Here is a 17,794-nt window from a genome sequence, read left to right as displayed (position 1 = left end):
TTAAAATGTTATTGGGGATTAGCCAAGCGGTAAGGCAACGGACTTTGACTCCGTCACTCATAGGTTCGAATCCTATATCCCCAGCCATTTTATGCGGACGTGGCTCAGCGGTAGAGCATCGCCTTGCCAAGGCGAGGGTCGCGGGTTCGATTCCCGTCGTCCGCTCCAAGTTTTCATGGCGCCATAGCCAAGTGGTAAGGCAAAGCTCTGCAAAAGCTTTATCCCCAGTTCAAATCTGGGTGGCGCCTCCATTTAGTTCATATGTGCCGGCGTGGCGGAATGGCAGACGCGCTCGACTCAAAATCGAGTGGGAAACCGTGGAGGTTCGAGTCCTCTCGCCGGTATCTTAAAAAGGTTTGTAAGAATGCTTTTATAAGCAATCTTACAAACCTTTTTTCTTTATGTCCTTGGGTTTACAGCAGTAAGCCGTTGAATAGAGAGTTTCTCTATTTCAACGGCTTTTTTTAATCTGATTAGTGATTAACCTGATTGATTATTAATGCGGAATGCTCGCGGGGTAAGACCTATTTCTCGTTTGAACATATTGCAGAATTGGGCATCGTTCACAAAACCTGCAGCAGCAGATACTTCAGAGATTTGCATCTGAGTATGACGTAATAGAGACTTTGCATAATCCAGGCGTTTTAACAGCAAATACCGCAGGGGTGAAGACCCGAAACGTTCTTTAAATAGATGGCGAAAACGATCGTAACTATATCCGGACATTTCTGATAGTGTTTCGACGGACAATTTATGGCGATAATGCTCATTCATATAATTAAGGACATATTGTACTCGATCTTCTGTTGGGGATTGATATCCAGAGGCACTAAGAAGCCTCATAAGATGGACGGTAATCTCGCTCATTTGTAGGTTTAGAAGCTCAGAGAATCCGTCTTGCTTGCGTGTAAACTCTGCTTTCATTCGCAGCAGGATTTGAAGAACGGTCTGATCTTTATCATCTTCATATACGCCGAGCAGATTACTCATATTAGGGTGTTCTGAGTGGAAGCCTACAAATAATACATTTGCATCCTCACGGTGGTGCTCGTCATGTTTATGATTGGGTGGCACAAGCGCGAAAGAAGAGGAGCGAAAATGGTAACTTCGTGGGCCAACATTGGTTGTCCCTACCCCCTGTAAATAATAGACTAGTTCGTAGCATTCATGCTGGTGTGGAGGGATATAAGTATTTAGCTCATGTGTGGCACTTACAATATATAGAACACGATCCATGATGATCCTCCAATACTTATGTTTTAGCCGAATCGTACAAAACAATGACCGAAATCATATAATTATTTTTAATAATATTTGTTATGATCGTATCAATAAATCCGAAAGTTCGCAACCTGACTGGCCATCTCGTTCGGAAATAAAGCGGATTATTAATAATAATGGTATTTTTATTGCTATTTTTGAGCCTAAACGTTAAATTTATTACTTTTAATGATACTTTATTTGGAAAAAAGAGAATTTCCATTTGAACCGTGAATTATACAATGGGTGAAGATAGGATTCTGCGGATTACTAACCAACTAAAATTAGGGGTGGAATAGAGTAATGAATAAAAAAGTTCTTTCTTTGTTGTTATTAATGGTGATGGTTCTGGTCACAGCATGTGGGAATAACACGTCCAATAACGGTTCTTCTGCGAATACTGGATCAAACGCTGCTGAGGGTGGAGAAACAGGTGCAGGGGATAAACTCAAGGTTGTATTGCTGATTCCGGGGACACTTGGGGATAAATCATTTTTTGATTCCGCTAATAACGGCTTGCAAAAGGTTAAGGATGAACTTGGTGCAGTAACAAAGGTTGTTGAAATGGGCGTTGATAAAACGAAATGGGAGCCTACATTTAACGATATCGCTTCCGAGGATTGGGATGTAATTATTTCTGGCGGTTCTGAAATTACAGAGATGTTTAATGCAACGGCAGAATTGTATCCAGACAAAAAATTCATTAATTATGATACCGACATCGATGAAGCACCAGATAACATGTACAACATGTCTTATGCGACAAATGAAGTATCTTTCTTGGCAGGTGCCGTAGCAGCATTAGCTACACAATCGGATATGCCGAATGCTACCCCTGAGAATGTGATTGGGTTTGTCGGCGGTATGGATATTCCGGGGATTAATGCTTTCTTGGTCGGTTACATTCAAGGTGCTCAGTACGTTGATCCTGATGTAAAAGTGGCTGTGTCGTACGCTGGTGATTTTGTTAACCCTGCAAAAGGTAAGGAGCTGTCTCTAATTCAATATAACTCCGGTGTGGATGTTATTTTTAACGTGGCTGGGGGTACAGGTCTTGGGATCTTTGACGCAGCTAAAGAGAAGAAAAAATATGCAATTGGTGTAGACTCCGATCAGGCAATGTTGATTAACGATACGGATAGTGAAAAAGCAAATCTAATCGTTACTTCATCTATTAAAAAGATTGATACGGCTATTCTAGGTGCAGTGAAGAGATTGCAAGAGGGTACGCTAGAAATGGGCAAACGTGATGTATTGAGCTTTGTAGATGATGGTGTAGGTATTGCTGAGAATGATATTTATAAAAATGTATTCCCGGCTGATCTTCAGGCCAAGGTTGAAGAAGTGAAGCAAAAGCTGATCAATAAAGAAGTTAAAGTGGATAATGCGATGGGGATGGAAACCGCAGAGGTAGAAGCTATTCGTAACGCAGTTAAGCCTTAAGCCTTAAGCTTTAAGCTTTAAACCTTAAGATCAGCTCTATAGAGATAAACCTACAGTTGGAGATTCTTCTAGTCAGGGGAATTCCAGCTGTATATTTTTGCAGACCTCCAAGTTGAAAGGCGTTGAGACCTATGTACACAGCTCTGCTGGAAATGCGGGGAATTACCAAGGTATATCCCAATGGCGTCGTTGCAAATAAAAACGTGCATTTTTCTTTACGTGAGGGAGAAATACATGCGATTGCAGGTGAGAACGGTGCTGGTAAATCGACTTTAATGAAGATTATGTTCGGCATGGAAGAGCCAAGTGAAGGCGAGATCTATATCAAGGGTGAAAAAGTAAAGCTGCAATCCGCTCAGGACGCCATTGATAGAGGTATCGGCATGGTCCACCAGCATTTCATGTTGGTACCTTCTTTTACGGTGGCAGAGAATATGGTGCTGGGTATGGAGCCGCGCAGAGGAGTTGGCATTAATTATGCCGAGGCTGTGCGCATGACGGAAGAGACCGCAAGGAAATACAATCTGGCCGTGGATCCAAAGGCAAAAGTAGAGGATCTTACAGTTGGGATGAAGCAAAAGGTTGAGATTCTTAAGGCGCTGCTGCGTGGTGCGAAAATTCTGGTGCTTGATGAGCCAACTGCGGTGTTGACTCCACAGGAAACAGAGGAATTGTTCCGCGAGCTTAAGCAATTAAGGGAACAGGGGCATACGATAGTTTTTATTTCGCACAAATTAAAGGAAGTCAAAGCGATTTGCGACAGAATTACGATTATGCGCAGCGGCCGTAGTGAAGGTGTTTTTCAAACACAGGATGTGACAGAACAGGAAATCTCGCGGTTAATGGTCGGCAGAGATGTCGTGCTGAAATATGACAAAGAGATTCTGGCTGTTAGTGAGCCAGTACTATCGGTGCAGGGACTCGGTGTGAATGATGCAGATGGTAAAGCGTTATTGTCAGATATCAATTTTGAAGTACGTGGTGGGCAGATCGTTGGGATTGCTGGTGTAGAAGGCAACGGGCAGACACAGCTCATTGAAGCTCTTACAGGTAGCTTGAGAGGTGTCTCAAGTCAGGGTTCTGTACTAGTGAAGGGAAAGGATATCCGTGAATCGGATATTTTGGATATTCGTAAGCTAGGCGTTTCCTATATACCGGAGGATCGGATGCGGCAAGGGATCGCTAGTGAAGCAAGCATAGCTGATAATCTGCTATCTACTCAGTATCGTACAAAAGCAATGAATAAAGGTCTTTTTTTGAATGGCTCACGAATTGCCAAACTAGCAGTATCCCTTGTAGAGGAATTTAAAGTCCGCTGTTCAGGACCTTCTCAGCCCATAGGAATGTTGTCAGGTGGTAACATGCAGAAGGTAGTCGTAGCTAGAGAGTGTTCGACTGAACCGCAGCTGCTTATTGCAGAACAGCCGACACGGGGTGTGGATATAGGCGCAGCCCAGTTCATACATCAAAAGTTGTTGGAATTACGTTCAGACGATTGCGCGATTTTGCTAGTGTCGGCAGATTTGAATGAGATCTTGGAGATCAGCGATAGTCTGTTAGTAATGTACGAGGGTAAGATTGTTGCCTTTTTTGAGGAGCCATCTAAGGTTAGTGAGGAAGAATTAGGTCTTTATATGCTGGGGATTCATCGACAGGACGAGGAGCACATCGGGAGGGCCGTAAATCATGTTTAAAGTTAAATATTTTGAGTACATTCGGACATCGGCGGTAATCGTTATTGCACTCGCTATTGCCTTTCTGATCATCTCTTTGGTCAGTAATCAGCCTGTGAAGACGATTGGTATATTCCTATTAGAGCCGTTATCCAGTAAAGGTCATATTGGTAATGTGATTGAGATGGCGATTCCGCTCATGTTCACTGGGTTGGCAGTATCCTTGTTGTTTCGAGCCAATATGTTCAACCTGGGAGCTGAAGGGATTTTCTATTTCTCCGGTGTTGTAACTTCCGTATTGGCTATTCATTTAACGCTGGACGGCTGGCTGCATCCGATGGTAGCTATTGCTGCAGGTTCAATTGTAGGAGCGTTGCTCTCGGCAATACCTGGTATTCTGAAGGCAAAATGGAATGCTAATGAGTTGGTTACATCCTTAATGTTCAATAATATTTTGTTCGGAGTAGGGCTATACCTACTGAACTATCATCTGCGTGATGCTAAAGCTTTTGCCAATGTATCCTACAAATTCGAGAAAACGGCACTGCTGAGTAAAATGGTCTCGGGCACCCGTATTCATACCGGTCTTATTATCGTTATCGTGCTTATTATTGCAGCTCATCTATTCCTATACAAAACGAAATGGGGATATGAGCTGCGCATGACAGGCATCAACCGGGACTTTGCCCGTTATTCCGGTATGAAGACAGCCAAGGTTATTATTCTCGTCCACTTGATTGCAGGTTTTATCGCAGGTATGGGGGGTTCCGTAGAAGTGCTGGGGATGTATAACCGTTTCCAATGGACGTCACTGCCTGGTTATGGTTTGGATGGTGCCCTTGTAGCGATGTTAGCCAAAAATAATCCGCTGTCCGTAATCGGCTCTGCATTATTCCTAGCGTACATTCGAATTGGGGCTGACATGATGGCGCGTCTGTCTGATGTACCTTCAGAGATGATCTCAATCATACAGGCAATTATCATTCTTCTGATTTCGGCTGAGCAATTTCTGAAGTTCTGGAAAAATCGGATGCTCTTGAAGGAGGCGAAGGAAGCGTGAATAGTTTGTTTGATGTGATTTTTACAACTGACTTTGCGTTCTCTGTCCTTCGCGTGACGACTCCGATTCTGTTCGCCGCGCTCGGCGCACTCATCTCCAACCGTGCAGGGATCATTAACATTGGGATGGAGGGCATTATGCTTGTTGCCGCTTTAGCGGGTGTCATCATAAGCAGCTATACACATAGCGCATGGGTAGGTCTGCTTGGGGCGGTGCTGTCTGGAACATTGATCGCTGGAATATTAGCTTTTTTCACCCTGAAATTCAAAACACATATCATTCTCGGGGGGGTGGCCATTAATATGTTCGCTTCGGGAGGCACTGTGTTTATCCTCTATCTGCTTAGTGGCGACAAGGGTTCTTCCACTTCGCTGGCGAGTAAAGTTCTGCCTAGTGTCCAGATTCCTTTGTTGAAGGATATCCCGGTGCTTGGACCTATTTTATCGGGGCATCACATTCTGACGTATGTTTCTATATTGGCTGTGTTTGTTGTCTACTATCTATTAAACCGTACACCGCTTGGACTGCGCATTCGTTCAGTGGGTGAAAATCCACATGCGGCTCAATCCGTGGGTGTAAGTGTTGTAAAAATACAGTATATGGCTTTGCTGCTTAGCGGATTTTTTGCCGGTTTAGGCGGTGCTTATATGTCGATGGGGTATTTGTCACTGTTTACCCGCGATATGATCGCTGGCCGGGGCTGGATTGCCATTGCCGCTGAGTCGATGGGAAGAAGTACGACCGTAGGCACGGCGCTGACCTCTTTATTATTTGGTACTGCAGATGCATTGTCGAATGCGCTACAGGTGTTGAAGATTCCTGCGGAGCTAATCGCCACTCTTCCTTATGTAGCCACAGTAATTGGACTTGTGATCTACGCAGTATCTGAGACACGAAAAAAGAATAAAAAACTTAAAAGCCCGCTAGTTAAATAGCGATTGAAATGATTGATACACAGACAAGGAGTGAGTACCTATGCCAACACCTATTATTATTGACTGCGATCCAGGGCATGATGACGCAATAGCGATACTGCTTGCCATAGCAAATTCGGAGAAGTTAGATCTGCGCGGGATTACAACGGTTGGTGGAAACCAAATTTTAGATAAAATCACGGAAAACGCCCTGAAGGTGATCAGCTTCGTGAATGCTGACATTCCTGTAGCTAAAGGGGCTGCTGGCCCACTGTTCGGCAAGCTTGTTACAGGTGAGGAAGCGCATGGTGAATCGGGCATGGATGGGCCGCTTTTGCCTCCAAGTAAATTCCGCCCTGTAGAGCAGGGTGCTGTGGAGTTTATGCTGAATATCATCCGTTCTTCAGAGGAGAAGATTACGCTCGTGCCGATGGCTCCTTTAACAAATATCGCACTGCTAATCACGGCTTATCCAGAGATTAAAGACAGAATTGAAAAAATCTCACTGATGGGGGGAGGTATCTCTTATGGGAATGTCACCTCTACTGCGGAGTTTAATATCTATGTAGATCCTGAAGCAGCCCGTATTGTGTTTGAGTCGGGGATTCCGATCACAATGAGTGGTCTGGATGTGACCGATAAGGCTGCTATTTTTGAAGATGAGATCCTAGCATTGAAAGAGCGGGGACCAGTGTCTACAATGGTCGGAGAATTGCTGGATTTCTATTCGATTTACGGTAAAAAAATGGGCTATGTCGGCAGTGCGCTGCATGATCCATGTGCTGTTGCCTGGCTGCTGCATCCGGAACTATTTGAATCTGAGCATCTATATGTAACGGTGGAGACAGAAGGCAAGCTGACGCGGGGAATGACAGTTGCAGACAGACGGAAGAAGACGGATCGTCCAGCGAATGTGCAAGTATTGGTGGGCGTTGACCGGGAAGCATTTATGAAGCTGATCTTTGATTCACTGGAAAAGCTTGATCAAGAGCTGCTGCTAGCGGCTGAAGGGAAGTAGCCTATGGCAGGATGGGAGAGACTTCAAGAGACCGTGCAGTTTGAAATTGCTCAGCGTGGAGAAGAAGGTTGCCTGATTGAGGGTTTTGCGGATAAGCTAGCGGCTGCTGGTGCCGATGAGCTCAAGCTGATGCAGGTATACAATGAGCTAATGGAGCTTACGATCAGTGAGGATTTTCCGTATCAAGAGCCATCCTCTCTGGAGGAGATTCGTCATCTACGTCCAGAAGGCCCACGTAAGCTTGAGGCGGACTGGAGCGAGGCGGAATGGAGAGATAAGTTCTATGGAGCCTGGCTCGGTAGAAGTGTCGGCTGCGCACTCGGGAAACCGCTGGAGTATTGGGACTATCTCTATGGGAAAGATGGCCGTCCGGGCTGGGAGAATATTGAGCTATGGTTTCAGGGTGCGGACGCCTGGCCAATTACTGGCTATACGCCTGGGCATTCACGGGCAGAGGCTGAATATGGTCTTGGCTTAAGTGAATGGACACATGCGAGTACCCGCGAGACGATCAAGTATATGGAAAGCGATGACGATATTCGCTACACTGTCCTGGGTCTTATGCTGCTGGAGCAGAAGGGTCTGAACTGGGATTCTTGGGATATCGGAAAGCTGTGGCATACACATTTAACATATAGTCAGGTGTGCACGGCGGAGACACAGTCATATATGAATTTTGCGCAGGAGACCTCTCATCTGCATGGCGAGAAGCCTGCGGATTGGCTGGTGCGGCAGGAAAGAGTGCGGATGCACCTAAACCCTTACCGCGAGTGGATTGGTGCCGCTATACGCGCAGATGGACTGGCTTATGGCGCAGCAGGTTATCCTGAGCTTGCGGCAGAACTAGGCTGGCGCGACGCTTCATTTTCACATGTGAAAAATGGTATCTACGGTGAGATGTTGAATGCGGCGATGATATCGGCAGCTTTTGCAGAGAAGGATAATGAACGGATCCTAGAGATAGGCCTTAGTGAGATTCCGCGTACCAGTCGTTTGGCCAGTGATGTTTTGCGGGGGATAGATATTGCGCAGAAGGCCAAAAGTGAGCGGGAGTTGGTTCGTAACATTTGGGATACTTTTAGCCACTATGATGCAGTCCATACAAATAATAATGCTGCTCTTGTAGCTGCGTCGCTTGTTTATGGCGGGAATGACTTTGAAAAAACAGTTGTCACTTCCGTATATGGTGGAATGGATACAGACTGTAACGGGGCTACTGTGGGCTCAATTATGGGAGCGAAGCTTGGAGCAAGTAAGTTGCCGGCTTCATGGATCGAACCGCTTCACGATACGTTATATGCCGATCTGCCCGGATTTCATCCGATAGCGATTTCGGAATGTGCGGAACGCAGCTACCAAGTGTTCTTGAAGATTCGCAGAGAGCTTGGCGAAAAGGCATAAAAGATTTAGCGAGTATGGGACTCGATAGATCAGGGGTTCAGGGATTACTATATGAATTATGGGATGTCTTAAGCTATTGGCTTAGACATCTTTTTTTGCGTAACAGCAGGTCTTTAATCACACTCCAACGAACCAAATGTAGCTTTAACTGCATTTCATACACTTAAAAAAACCAAATATGGCTATATTAACAGTGAAGCGTTTAGTGGTGGGGCAATAGGAGAATCATGATTTCAAGAGGGAAGGATTATCTTTGCTAACCCTTTTTATTTTATTAATAAATGTGTAAAAAGAGCCCGGTATAAAGGGTTTTTAGGTTTTCATCAACCTTCCTGGTATATCATTTAAAGAAAAATGATGACACAGCAGAAGAAATGTCTTATTATTTAAGGAGATTTTTAATAAAACAGATTTTAGAAAATTGTAATACAATGTCTCACTTGATGGAGGTTCATTATATAAGGGAAAGGAAGGGGGAGCTTCTAATACTGTCGCTGAGTCGGGTAAGTAAAGGGTACAAGCTGAAGGAAGGCATCTATCAGGCTGTAGATGAGGTATCGCTGGAGGTAAAGCAGGGATCCATTCATGGGATCATTGGTGAGAGTGGTGCGGGGAAATCTACGCTGCTGCGACTGATGAATCTTCTGGAACAGCCGGATGAGGGAACGGTTACCGTAGATGGCCACAACCTGACCGAAATGCCTAGTAAAGCACTGCGTAAAGCAAGGCAAAAGATTGGAATGATCTTTCAACAATTTAATCTTGTTTATAACGTCACTGTAGAGCGGAATGTTTCGATCCCGCTGGAGCTGGCAGATGTCCCAAAGCATGAACGAATGAAGCGTGTGAAGGAGTGTCTGGATTTTGTTGGACTGGCAGATAAGGCAAAACAATATCCGGCACAGCTCAGCGGAGGACAACGTCAGCGTGTTGCGATTGCCCGCGCACTAGCGAACAGTCCGGGAATATTACTGTGTGACGAGCCAACGTCCTCCCTGGACCCAGGAACCACTACAGATATCTTGAACGTGCTGAAGCATGTGAATTCAAGTCTTGGAGTAACGGTTGTCATTGTTACGCATGAGATGGATGTTGTCAAAAGCATATGTACTCATGTATCGGTGATGGAAAAAGGGCGCATTGTAGATTCGTTCTCTCGTGAAGACGGTGAATTCCGTCCAGCAGCAGCCAGTACCGGGACATACCGCGATCAGATTCTTGGTAAAGCGGGGGAAGATCATGTTTGATAGTGTACTTCAATATCAGGCACAGATGTGGGATTCGATTGGTGAAACCTTTGTGATGGTTGGTATTTCTGTTGGAGCGGCCGTGCTGCTGGGGCTTCCACTGGGTACCTTGTTGTTTTTTTTCCGAAAAGGGCAGCTTTATGAGAATACAACGTTGTCTCTGGTGCTCAACAGTATCGTTAATATTATCCGCTCTTTTCCGTTCCTGCTGCTGGTCGTTGCGCTAATTCCAGTCACTCGTTTCCTGGTCGGGACCGCCATTGGTACGATTGCAGCAGCGGTTCCATTATCTATAATCGCTATTGCCTATTATGCTCGGTTAGTGGAGCAGTCGTTGCTGGAGGTTCCTAAAGGGGTCATTGAAGCAGCATTATCGATGGGAGCCTCGAAGCTGGGCTTGATCTTTAAATTTCTGTATGTGGAAGCTCGTTCGGGTCTAGTCCTTGGACTTACTACTTCTACAATTAGCTTTATCTCCTTCTCGACCGTGATGGGAGTTGTTGGTGGGGGAGGGGTTGGTGATTTCGCTATCCGTTATGGTTATCAGCGTTTTGAGACGGAAGTGATGATCTATGCCATTCTAGTGATGATTGTATTAGTCCAATTGGTTCAGTTCACCGGGGGGACTATCGCAAGGCTGTTGGATAAGCGGTAATACAAAATAGTTCAATATATAAACTGGGGGTTAGTAGTACTAATGAAAAAATCAATGATACTTGTGCTTACATTAATGGTATTGGTCGTAGCGGGTTGTGGCTCTAATAAAGCAGCCGAGAACAATGCTGCAAAAGGTAGTAATGATGAGTTAACCAAATTAAAGATCGCTACACTGATCCCACCTATGACAGAAATTCTGGATATTGTGAAGCCGCTCCTGAAGGAAGATGGCATTGATCTGGAGATCGTTGTTCTCTCTGATAATGTGCAGCCTAATGAGGCGTTGGCTAATAAAGAAGTAGACGCTAACTTTTTCCAGCACGTTCCTTATATGAAGCAATATAATGAAAGCAAAGGTTCTAATCTGGTAGAGGTACAGCCTGTTTATGACGCTATTTATGGCGGATACTCCAAACGTTACAAGACTATAGCTGATCTTCCTGAAGGGGCTACGCTTGTAATGGCTAATGATCCATCTAACATCGGCCGTTCATTGCAAATGTTCGCTGCAGCTGATCTTATTAAGCTAAAAGAAGGCGTAGGCATTCAAGCCACACAAGCAGACATTACTGAAAATCCAAAGAAATTCAAGTTTGAAGAAGTCGATCTCCTAATGCTGGCCCGTATGCTTGATGATGGCGATCTGGTAGCCATGACTCCGGCTTATGCGAGCCCACTAGGATTGACACCGAAGAAAGATGCACTGATTACGGAAGGCGAAGATTCCGAATTCACAATTACTTTGGTGGCACGTGAAGATAACAAGGACTCTGACGCCATTCAAAAGCTGGCTAAACGGATCAGCGGTCCTGAAGTGAAGAAGTTCCTTGAGGATAATTACGCGGATATTGCGTTGCCTGCGTTTAAATAAGCTGAATATGGATCTATAAAAAAGGGCAGCCCGGCGATATTTACCGGGCTGCCCTTTTTGTAATAGGAGTATTTAGGTGTGTCTTACATTACTCGGCTTCTCTCAGCCGTTCCACAATGGATGCTTGGGATAACGTTTTATAGGCTCTCAGTGTCACTGTGTAAGCGAGAATTAACAAAATAGGAACGGTGAGGATAAACGGCAGCCAACTCATCTGAAATACCATAAAGGCCATATTATCCGTGATGCTTTTGGAAAGGTTATAGGTCAGCAATACACCTAATGTTGAGGTTATGAGGACGGTTAGCAAAACGGTGTAGAATCCTTCAAGGATCAGCATAAGTTTTAGCTGCTTTTTAGTCATGCCAATACTCTCCAGCATGGCAAGTTCATTCCGGCGGGAGACTACCCCGGTGAGTACAGTGTTGATATAATTCAGCACCCCGATTAGAGCAATGACCAGGCTAAGCCCATACCCGACGGTTTGAAAAATGCGAATGAATCCACCGAGCTCATCCTTGTAATCCTCCCTTGATTTTAAAGTTAATTCATCAGTTGAATCTGTTAAAGCTTTGACCACTTGTTCTACCTGGTCCAGCTTAGTCGGATCGACATGTAGTGTGGCTGAAACGATATTGGCTGGATCTGTACCCTTCGGCATTTCCTTCTGCAGCTCCGAAGCAGGGAGGAAGATGTTGTAACCTAACATAGAGTAAGATTTTGTTGTGGCAGCATATACTGCATCATGTTTTACTACTGCCATCACTTCATAAGATTTACCCGACTTCTCGAAAGTGACTGTATCTCCAGGATGATAATAGGTGCGGTAGCTATCTTCTTCTATAAACATGGCCTCAGATATGACCGCATATTTTCCTGAAGCAAACTTCTGCCTGTTAAACTCCCCTTCAATAATATCCTTGTCCACAAGATCATACCAGCCCGGATCTAATCCATATAAATGATTGTAGACCATCCCCACCTTTTCTAAAGTGGAGAGAAGATAAGGATGTGGGTCAGCAGCTGCCATTGGCTCCAAAATAGCCCGGACAGCATCATCGACAGGAGATGGAACATATCTGTGGTAAACCTTATCAACAGTTTCTACACCGTCAATTTTACTTAGATTGTTGGCGAATTCCTCTGAAAGCTTATATGGATCACCGTCTCGAGGCCCTGTAATACTGACTAGCACTTCATTCTGAACCACAAAATCACCGGAGATAAAGGCACGCAGATATTTATTCACATCCAGTGAGGAAATTACTGTAAAAATGGTACTGAACAAGATGATACTCAAGGAGAGTGAAGAGAGCATCAGGATCAGCTTCTTTTTGCTTCTGAACAGGTTGGAGAACGCCATGTTGTGAAGTTTTGCGCCATGTTTTGATTTTTTGGCATTCCGTTTTCCACCGCTGCTGACTCCGGCAAATTTTACAGCCTCTACCGGCGAGGTTCGCGAAGCCATTCGGCCCGGTTTGCTTGCGGCGATCCATACTGTCATAAACGAGAATGCTGCTGCACCAATAAATATCCACGGGCTAGCAGAATAGACATTATCAGTAGAACCGTTTAAAAATGAGGAGGCCATCGGGAGAATCAGCAGACCTAGCAGATACCCGAACCCCAATCCAAAAGGCAATGCGACGAGATAAAGTGACCGGGCCTGAATGGAGATGATCTTTTTCAGTTGTCGGGGTGTGGTACCGATGGTCTTTAGCAGCCCGTAAAATTTGACATCCCGCACGACGGAAATAAAAAAGATATTGTAGATTAGTAAATAGCCGCTCAGCATGGTGATAAGAATGACAACTGCATAAGGAATGATATTCAGTAGATTATCGGAGAGAGAAACACTCGTATAAGCCGGATTGACACCATAAGGTACATCCAGGCCGGTGTCCGTCAAAATCTTTTGTACCTTCTGTTCAATATTATAAGAATTATTAAACATCACCCCTAGACCTGCGGTGTTCACATAAGAACCCGTTGCCTCAGAGATGTCCGGGTCAATATGGGAAATGTTCTTCTGTGTAAATGCTTCGGATACAAAAGCCAATCCTGACATCGCCAAATTTTGATCGGTTTCGTAATATCCGGAGAGCTTAAAGTCTTGGCTTATGACTTTTTCACCAATGTCTATATCCAGCTTCACAGTCTGGCCTAACTCATGTTTTGCTCCTAGCAAGTCAAGCGCCCAAGTATTTAGGACGATTTCATTCTCTTGGGAGGGCAGTCCGCCGGCTATAAAGTTGATAAAACCGTGTTTGGCATAATTCTCGTCAATTCGAAGGACCTCTACCCGGTGATTCTTGAACAGACTGGTGCTTATATCGCCAACCTTAAGGAAGACGCCATATTCTTTGATGGATGGTTGATTCTTCAGCTTCTCCAACTCGGCAGGATTCAGATATTTGAAGCTTCCATGATAATCGCTGCCGGTAGTCTGCATTTGTGCGCGTTGCATCGATTTGTTAATACTGAGCGCCAAGGTAAACACGCTGGTGATCAAAAGCGTAGTCAGTACGATGGCACAGATGATAGTGAAATTGCGAGCACGGTTGGCTTTGAGGCTTTTTTTGGCTAAAGTAGCAATGGTCTTATGGTTATTCGTGCTGATCATGGCTGGCTCACTCCGGAGCTACGGGGTTGTCCAGTGAAAATGACGCCATCTTCAATACGGATAATGCGGTCAGCAGTTTGAGCAATTTGTTCATTGTGTGTGATCATCACAATGGTTTGGTTGAATTTTTCGCTCATCTGTTTAAGTAAAATCAGCACTTCTTGGCTTGTTTTGCTGTCCAGATTACCTGTAGGTTCATCTGCTAAGATGATTGAAGGTTTGGTCGCCAATGCTCTGGCTATTGCCACCCGTTGCTGCTGTCCGCCAGACAGATTAGAAGGTAGAGCATTCATCTTTTCCTGCAAGCCTAAAGTGCGGATGATCAGATCAAGATAAGTTTCGTCAATTTTGCCACCGTCCAGTTCAATGGGCAGCACAATATTCTCCCGCACATTTAGTATGGGTACCAAATTGTAGTTCTGAAAAACAAACCCCACCGATCTGCGCCGAAAAATGGTCAGCTTCTCATCACTCATCGCAAAAATATCATTCCCGTCCACGTAAACCTTGCCCTCTGTTGCCCGATCTAATCCGCCAAGCATATGAAGAAGGGTGCTTTTGCCGCTGCCGCTAGTGCCGACAATGGCGACAAACTCCCCTTTATCCACTGACAGTGATATACCGTCCAAAGCCTTAACGCTTGAGCCAACCTTTCCATAGTGTTTTTTTAAATTTTCAGTCTGTAGAATCGGCATAACTCTTCCCCTCCAATGAGATCTGTTTGTCCATAATTTAAGGGTAGCAAATCAATCTGACAGGAGAGTGTCTGAATTCTGACCATAATGACACATTCTATTTCAGCGCTGGGGCAGGTAAACAGAGAAAGTTGTACCTTTTCCAGTTTCAGAAATGACGTTTATATGGCCGCCTTGCGCCGTGATAATCTCTCTGGACAAAAACAACCCGATGCCGACCCCCTCGAATTCACGCGCTTGCTTTCCTCGGTAAAACCGCTTAAAGATGTGAGGGATTTCTTCGCTGGGGATTCCAAGTCCAGTATCGGTAAGGTGGAGACAGGTGAACATCTCGTTGCTTTCAGCAAGAACGGAAATTTGTCCGTTATGCGGTGTGTACTTCACAGCATTCTCGAGCAGGTTGAATAGTGCTTCACTTGTCCATTTGACATCGTGGCAGGCTAAGATGTGTGTCCCGCAGTCAATATTGATCGTAATTTGTTTGTTTTCCGCTTGTGCATAAATCTGGGATAAAGCCTGCGTCAGAGTTTGTATGAGCGGTTTCGCCTCAATCTGCTGTAGGGAGATCATTCCTGTTTCCAAACGTGATAATTTGATTAGAGACTGAATCAGCCAATCCAACTTATCTGACTGCGCTTTAATATGCTGTATGTAGTGCCGGACATTCTCATTTAGTCCGGGCATCTCTTCGAGCAACTGACTGAATACCATGATATTAGAGAGGGGGGTCTTGGTTTGATGGGAGATATCCGAGATCAGCTCTTTTATTTTGTTTTTCTCTGTTTGGATATTTCGTTCATTCGCCTTAGCCATCCCTATATAACGCTTTAGTTTATGTTCCATCGAAGACAGAGCGGTTTCTTCATAGTTAGTGAGTGGCGGCAGGTCATGTATAGCCCGTTCAATCGCAGTATCCAAGGTCTGTATATAGATTGCGATCTGGCGGTTCCATAACCAGACCCATATGGCTCCTGTAGCTAATATACAGATGATAAATAGAGAAGTCAGTTGGAGCAGAGTGGGGTCGAACCCGTACAGAAACATTATACTGCCGATAAAACAGGCCACTAGTATAAGGATGATCAGTAAAAAGAGCCTATGAATTTGCTTGAAATTAGCAGGTGGGCTATTGGTTTTCATGGTTTTTGCCCTTCAGTCCACATGTATCCAAGTCCGTAAATGGTCTTGATATATTTGGGTGCTGCCGGGTCATCCTCAAGTTTAGCACGCAGCCGTTTGATGGCTACTGTCAATGCGTTTTCATCCACAAATTCGGCATCCTTGCTCCAGATCTTGTCTATCAGCTGTTCTCGGGTCAAAATATTGCCCGTATTCGTCACCAGCAGCCGCAGCAGTTTTTGCTCAGTTTTGCTCAGCTGGAGCGATTGTTTATTTTTGCTGTACTCCAGTTTCTCAAAATCGAGTTCTAAGGGACCCAATGTTATTTTTCCAGTCCCTAGTGATTCCGTTCTTCTGAGCACTGCCATTACTCTGGCGCGAAGCACCATTAGGCTGAATGGTTTAGTGATATAGTCATCGCCCCCCAATGCAAAACCGGTGATAATGTCGGACTCCATATCATTGGCGGTTAGGAAAATAATGGGTACGCGTGAGGTCTTGCGAAGTTGCTCGCAATAGTCCAGCCCACTTCCGTCTGGCAGATTGATGTCCAGAATGATGAGATCAATAGGGTTAACTGCGAAAATATGCTCCGCCGCGGCAATATCGTAGGCTTGATGGATCATGACATTGTTTTGAGAAAGAGTGAGAGCGATCCCTTTATTTAAACTACGGTCGTCCTCAACGATCAGTATGTTCATAGTAATTCTCCTTTGTTTCTTATTTGATCATTATACATTCTCGGGATTTATTCGAAAGCGAGATTTTTATTTAGTAGACAGTTGAAAGTGGACTTTTCTTTATAATCTTTAAAAATGTTTTATTGTATATTAAATGTAATTTTCTAGAACAAATAGTTAGTATAGTCCTCAAAAAAAACATTGTAAACGAATTTTTTTATATAAAATAGTAAATTAATGGAATAAAGTGGATCTTGGAAAAAATGTCGAAGCACACACTATTTATTCTAGTTATTGGTATTGCAAGAAATTTCACGACGGTATGACACATGAAGAATCAGATATTCTAAAGAAATAGAGGGGTTGTGCATGAGTATATTAAAAGCTAACGACTTGAGAAAGTATTACGGTAGTGAACCAAACCCTGTCAAAGCGTTGGATGGCATAACAATGAGTGTGGAGCAAGGTGAATTTGTGGCTATCGTTGGGACTTCCGGCAGCGGTAAGTCTACGCTACTGCATATGCTCGGGGGCCTTGATAATCCTACCTCTGGCACCGTAGAAGTGAATGGGAAAGAACTGTCAAAGATGAACAGTGATCAGCTTACGATTTTTAGACGTAAAAATATCGGGTTCATTTTTCAAAATTATAATCTAATGCCGATACTTAATGTCTACGAGAATATCGTTCTGCCGATTGAACTTGATGGAAACAAGGTGGATAAGGAGTATGTGAACATCATTGTAAGGATGTTAGGACTGAAGGAGAAGCTGAATAATTTACCCAACAATTTGTCTGGGGGCCAACAACAGCGTGTAGCAATTGCAAGGGCTTTAGCGATGAAGCCCGCTATTATCCTTGCCGATGAGCCCACTGGAAATTTGGATAGTCAAACAAGTGAAGAGGTAATCAAGCTGCTGGAAATGACTAGTCACCAACTAAATCAAACAATCATTATGATTACACATAACAACGAAATTTCCTTGCGTGCTGATCGGATTCTCCGTATGGAGGATGGGAAAATCGTGGATTAGAGAGGGAAAAAATGTATAGAAATCATTCTTCATCCGTCATCCGAAAATTATTTCGGAGATACTATAAGGCAAACAAAACCAGAAATATTATATTGGCA

Annotated in this window: 15 protein-coding genes and 4 tRNA genes; 14 read left to right on the top strand and 5 right to left on the bottom strand. The window is 44.3% G+C overall.

What is annotated here, in order from left to right:
* Positions 1 to 12: 12 nt before the first annotated feature.
* The 4 genes from MHI15_RS09835 to MHI15_RS09820 all read left to right on the top strand — a co-directional run bounded on the left by MHI15_RS09835 (position 13) and on the right by MHI15_RS09820 (position 344).
* A tRNA-Gln gene (locus MHI15_RS09835) sits at positions 13 to 87 on the top strand.
* 6 nt (positions 88 to 93) lie between these two features.
* Positions 94 to 168, top strand: a tRNA-Gly gene (locus MHI15_RS09830).
* Between the two features lie 9 nt (positions 169 to 177).
* Positions 178 to 251, top strand: a tRNA-Cys gene (locus MHI15_RS09825).
* 14 nt (positions 252 to 265) lie between these two features.
* A tRNA-Leu gene (locus tag MHI15_RS09820) sits at positions 266 to 344 on the top strand.
* A gap of 136 nt (positions 345 to 480) precedes the next feature.
* Here MHI15_RS09820 and MHI15_RS09815 read toward each other — a convergent pair.
* Positions 481 to 1,236 (bottom strand): AraC family transcriptional regulator, encoded by a 756-nt coding sequence (locus MHI15_RS09815; protein ID WP_076130295.1) that lies wholly within the window; start codon positions 1,234 to 1,236, stop codon positions 481 to 483.
* A 327-nt stretch (positions 1,237 to 1,563) separates the two neighbouring features.
* Between MHI15_RS09815 and MHI15_RS09810 the strand changes: the two genes are divergently transcribed.
* The 9 genes from MHI15_RS09810 to MHI15_RS09770 all read left to right on the top strand — a co-directional run bounded on the left by MHI15_RS09810 (position 1,564) and on the right by MHI15_RS09770 (position 11,544).
* Positions 1,564 to 2,703, top strand: a complete 1,140-nt coding sequence (locus MHI15_RS09810; RefSeq protein ID WP_248549728.1) for a BMP family ABC transporter substrate-binding protein — start codon at positions 1,564 to 1,566, stop codon at positions 2,701 to 2,703.
* Between the two features lie 131 nt (positions 2,704 to 2,834).
* The gene (locus tag MHI15_RS09805; protein ID WP_341164380.1) at positions 2,835 to 4,397 is read left to right on the top strand and encodes an ABC transporter ATP-binding protein; all 1,563 of its coding nucleotides are present in this window, start codon (positions 2,835 to 2,837) and stop codon (positions 4,395 to 4,397) included.
* Positions 4,390 to 5,436, top strand: a complete 1,047-nt coding sequence (locus tag MHI15_RS09800; RefSeq protein ID WP_036685569.1) for an ABC transporter permease — start codon at positions 4,390 to 4,392, stop codon at positions 5,434 to 5,436. The genes MHI15_RS09805 and MHI15_RS09800 overlap by 8 nt, the downstream gene beginning before the upstream one ends.
* Positions 5,433 to 6,371, top strand: a complete 939-nt coding sequence (locus tag MHI15_RS09795; protein ID WP_036685567.1) for an ABC transporter permease — start codon at positions 5,433 to 5,435, stop codon at positions 6,369 to 6,371. Before MHI15_RS09800 ends, MHI15_RS09795 begins: the two co-directional genes overlap by 4 nt.
* Positions 6,372 to 6,411: 40 nt before the next feature.
* Complete coding sequence (locus MHI15_RS09790) at positions 6,412 to 7,368, top strand: nucleoside hydrolase (protein WP_076184827.1); 957 nt, start codon at positions 6,412 to 6,414, stop codon at positions 7,366 to 7,368.
* A 3-nt stretch (positions 7,369 to 7,371) separates the two neighbouring features.
* Positions 7,372 to 8,769: an ADP-ribosylglycohydrolase family protein gene (locus MHI15_RS09785; RefSeq protein WP_341164379.1), complete on the top strand. Its 1,398-nt coding sequence runs from the start codon at positions 7,372 to 7,374 to the stop codon at positions 8,767 to 8,769.
* Between the two features lie 485 nt (positions 8,770 to 9,254).
* A complete protein-coding gene (locus MHI15_RS09780; RefSeq protein WP_081386423.1) occupies positions 9,255 to 10,016 on the top strand; it encodes a methionine ABC transporter ATP-binding protein in 762 nt (253 codons plus the stop codon).
* On the top strand, positions 10,009 to 10,671 hold the full coding sequence (locus tag MHI15_RS09775) for a methionine ABC transporter permease (RefSeq protein WP_036685560.1): 663 nt from the start codon (positions 10,009 to 10,011) through the stop codon (positions 10,669 to 10,671). Before MHI15_RS09780 ends, MHI15_RS09775 begins: the two co-directional genes overlap by 8 nt.
* Positions 10,672 to 10,713: 42 nt before the next feature.
* Entirely contained in the window at positions 10,714 to 11,544 is an 831-nt protein-coding gene (locus tag MHI15_RS09770; RefSeq protein WP_036685556.1) for a MetQ/NlpA family ABC transporter substrate-binding protein, read from the top strand.
* Positions 11,545 to 11,632: 88 nt separating this feature from the next.
* On the opposite strand, the gene MHI15_RS09765 is transcribed toward MHI15_RS09770, so the two are convergent.
* The 4 genes from MHI15_RS09765 to MHI15_RS09750 form a co-directional block, all read right to left on the bottom strand.
* Positions 11,633 to 14,167: an ABC transporter permease gene (locus MHI15_RS09765; RefSeq protein WP_341164378.1), complete on the bottom strand. Its 2,535-nt coding sequence runs from the start codon at positions 14,165 to 14,167 to the stop codon at positions 11,633 to 11,635.
* Entirely contained in the window at positions 14,164 to 14,862 is a 699-nt protein-coding gene (locus MHI15_RS09760; RefSeq protein WP_341164377.1) for an ABC transporter ATP-binding protein, read from the bottom strand. The genes MHI15_RS09765 and MHI15_RS09760 overlap by 4 nt, the downstream gene beginning before the upstream one ends.
* 102 nt (positions 14,863 to 14,964) lie before the next feature.
* Positions 14,965 to 16,002 carry a sensor histidine kinase gene (locus tag MHI15_RS09755; RefSeq protein WP_341164376.1) on the bottom strand — a complete coding sequence of 346 codons (1,038 nt, stop codon included), beginning with the start codon at positions 16,000 to 16,002 and terminating at the stop codon, positions 14,965 to 14,967.
* Positions 15,999 to 16,682, bottom strand: coding sequence for a response regulator transcription factor (locus MHI15_RS09750; protein WP_076130304.1), 684 nt, complete (start codon positions 16,680 to 16,682; stop codon positions 15,999 to 16,001). The genes MHI15_RS09755 and MHI15_RS09750 overlap by 4 nt, the downstream gene beginning before the upstream one ends.
* A gap of 348 nt (positions 16,683 to 17,030) precedes the next feature.
* Here MHI15_RS09750 and MHI15_RS09745 point away from each other — a divergent pair, with 348 nt between their 5' ends.
* Positions 17,031 to 17,696 carry an ABC transporter ATP-binding protein gene (locus MHI15_RS09745; RefSeq protein WP_076130305.1) on the top strand — a complete coding sequence of 222 codons (666 nt, stop codon included), beginning with the start codon at positions 17,031 to 17,033 and terminating at the stop codon, positions 17,694 to 17,696.
* The last annotated feature ends 98 nt before the right edge of the window (positions 17,697 to 17,794 follow it).

Origin of the sequence: Paenibacillus sp. FSL H7-0918, from assembly GCF_038007025.1 — a bacterium.
GTDB lineage: Bacteria > Bacillota > Bacilli > Paenibacillales > Paenibacillaceae > Paenibacillus_AQ > Paenibacillus_AQ odorifer.
The sequence above is the reverse complement of the archived record's forward strand: the minus strand, read 5'-3'. Positions and strand labels throughout refer to the sequence as shown.

Coding starts and splice junctions, on each gene's coding strand:
- MHI15_RS09770 (WP_036685556.1), top strand. CDS start 10,714: ATGAAAAAATCAATGATACTTGTGCTTACATTAATGGTATTGGTCGTA.
- MHI15_RS09790 (WP_076184827.1), top strand. CDS start 6,412: ATGCCAACACCTATTATTATTGACTGCGATCCAGGGCATGATGACGCA.
- MHI15_RS09815 (WP_076130295.1), bottom strand. CDS start 1,236: ATGGATCGTGTTCTATATATTGTAAGTGCCACACATGAGCTAAATACT.
- MHI15_RS09805 (WP_341164380.1), top strand. CDS start 2,835: ATGTACACAGCTCTGCTGGAAATGCGGGGAATTACCAAGGTATATCCC.
- MHI15_RS09765 (WP_341164378.1), bottom strand. CDS start 14,167: ATGATCAGCACGAATAACCATAAGACCATTGCTACTTTAGCCAAAAAA.
- MHI15_RS09760 (WP_341164377.1), bottom strand. CDS start 14,862: ATGCCGATTCTACAGACTGAAAATTTAAAAAAACACTATGGAAAGGTT.
- MHI15_RS09750 (WP_076130304.1), bottom strand. CDS start 16,682: ATGAACATACTGATCGTTGAGGACGACCGTAGTTTAAATAAAGGGATC.
- MHI15_RS09755 (WP_341164376.1), bottom strand. CDS start 16,002: ATGAAAACCAATAGCCCACCTGCTAATTTCAAGCAAATTCATAGGCTC.
- MHI15_RS09775 (WP_036685560.1), top strand. CDS start 10,009: ATGTTTGATAGTGTACTTCAATATCAGGCACAGATGTGGGATTCGATT.
- MHI15_RS09810 (WP_248549728.1), top strand. CDS start 1,564: ATGAATAAAAAAGTTCTTTCTTTGTTGTTATTAATGGTGATGGTTCTG.
- MHI15_RS09800 (WP_036685569.1), top strand. CDS start 4,390: ATGTTTAAAGTTAAATATTTTGAGTACATTCGGACATCGGCGGTAATC.
- MHI15_RS09745 (WP_076130305.1), top strand. CDS start 17,031: ATGAGTATATTAAAAGCTAACGACTTGAGAAAGTATTACGGTAGTGAA.
- MHI15_RS09785 (WP_341164379.1), top strand. CDS start 7,372: ATGGCAGGATGGGAGAGACTTCAAGAGACCGTGCAGTTTGAAATTGCT.